2 protein-coding genes are annotated in these 1871 nt (G+C 73.6%); both read right to left on the bottom strand.

Annotated elements, in window-relative coordinates:
- Window positions 1-2 precede the first annotated feature (2 nt).
- On the bottom strand, window positions 3-662 hold the full coding sequence (locus tag GX015_RS06540) for a VWA domain-containing protein (protein ID WP_366926244.1): 660 nt from the start codon (window positions 660-662) through the stop codon (window positions 3-5).
- 109 nt (window positions 663-771) lie between these two features.
- Window positions 772-1869, bottom strand: coding sequence for an AAA family ATPase (locus GX015_RS06535; RefSeq protein ID WP_291343744.1), 1098 nt, complete (start codon window positions 1867-1869; stop codon window positions 772-774).
- Window positions 1870-1871 lie beyond the last annotated feature (2 nt).

The following is a 1871-nucleotide window of genomic DNA, read 5'->3' as shown; positions in this document are numbered from 1 at the left end:
GCTCACGCGCCGACCGCCGCCTTCACCACGCCGGCGACGGCGTCCGCCTTGAGGTCTTCGATCCGCAGGCACGGTGCCCCGAGCTGCGACGCCAGCTCCTTGGCCAGCCCCAGCCGCACGCGGCCTGATTCGCAGTCCACGACGATCGACCCGGCCACTCCCCTGCGCCGGATCGCATCGGCGGCCAGTGCGGCGGTCTCGCGTCCCCCGGCGGACGTCGCGCGCCCGTCCGACAGCACCACGAGCATCGCCCGCCGCGACGGATCGCGCCGGTATTCGCGCTCGATCAGCTCCCGCGCGGTCTCCAGCCCCGACGCCAGCGGCGTCCGGCCGCCGGTGCGAACGTCGTCGAGCCGGCGGCTCGCGGCCACCGTCGACCGCGTGGGCGGCAGTTCCACGGTTGCGCCATCGCCGCGGAAGCTGACCACGGCCACGCGATCGCGGCGCTGGTAGGCGTCGCGAAGCAGTGATTGCACCGCGCCCGTCACCGCCTCGAGCCGGTCCCGTGCGGCCATGGACCCGGAGGCGTCGACGAGGAACACGATGAGGTTCGACTCCCGCCCCTCGCGCTCGGCCCCGCGCAGGTCCGCGCCGATGAGCGACACCATCCCGTCGTCGATGCCCGCTCCGCGCTCGGCGGCGGCGAGCACCGTCCCCGGCACGTGCACTCCCCGGCCATCCCGCACGGCCCGGATGTCGCGCCCGCGGGGTCCGGCGGCCCGGCCGCGGCGGCCGTCGGCTCCCGCGCCAACGCCGTCGAGCAGCAGCGTCCTAGCCGCGAAAGGGATGGCCCAGTCGGGCAGTACCTCCCGTCGGCGCGGGGGCGTCCGGCTGCTCCGGGGCCGGCTCATCGCTTGACGACGTCTCCGCGTCCCCCTCCTCCGGCCCGTCCGTGGCGTCGGGCGTCTCCGGCTGCGGCGCCTCCTCGGCGTGATCGTCTTCGTCGGGGTAGCGGTCCTCGGCGCGGTCGAGCGCGTCGTCGAGATCCTGCTGGTCGACTCCCGGCGCGTCGAAGGGATCCCGCCGGCGACGGTGCGGCAGCGCGAGTTCGGCGGCGATGCGGATGTCCTCCGAGTCGATCTCGGAGGCGCCCCGCCATGCGGCGTGGGCGCGGGCGGTCCGTGCGATGACCAGGTCCGCGCGCATGCCGTCCACGTCGAAATCGGCGCACAACGACGCAATGCGGGCGAGGTGGACGTCGTCAAGCGGAATCTCGCCGACCAGCGCGCGGGCCCGGGCCAACCGGTCGCGCAGATCGCCATCGGCCTCCGCCCAGCGGGACGCGAAGGCACGCGGGTCGGACTCGTACGCCAGGCGACGGCGCATGATCTCCACCCGCACCTCGGGATCCCGCGAGGCCGTGACGTCGACGGCGAGCCCGAAGCGGTCGAGCAACTGCGGGCGAAGCTCCCCCTCCTCGGGGTTCATGGTGCCGACGAGAACGAAGGACGTCTCCTCGACGTGCGACACGCCATCGCGCTCGACGGTGACGCGGCCGGTTGCGGCGGCATCGAGCAGCACGTCGACGAGATGATCGGCCAGGAGATTGACCTCGTCGACGTAGAGCACTCCGCCGTCGGCATTGGACAGCAGGCCCGGTCGGAAATCGGCGTGGCCGGTGGTCAAGACCGACTCGACGTCGATGGAACCGACGACACGGTCCTCGGTCGCCCCCAACGGAAGGTCGACCACGGCCCCCTTCGGCAGCAACGGCCCCAGCGCGCGCACCGCCGTCGTCTTGGCCGTGCCCTTCTCGCCGCGCACCACCACGCCGCCGATCCCCGGCGACACCGCCGTCAGCAACAGCGCCAGACGGAGCCGGTCCTGGCCGACGATCGCGGAAAACGGGAAACCCGGGAAGGCAGACATGC

The sequence above is a fragment of the Corynebacterium sp. genome, assembly GCF_012837295.1.
GTDB lineage: Bacteria > Actinomycetota > Actinomycetes > Mycobacteriales > Mycobacteriaceae > Corynebacterium.
Note: the sequence above shows the minus strand (reverse complement) of the source record. Positions and strands in the feature narration are given on the sequence as shown.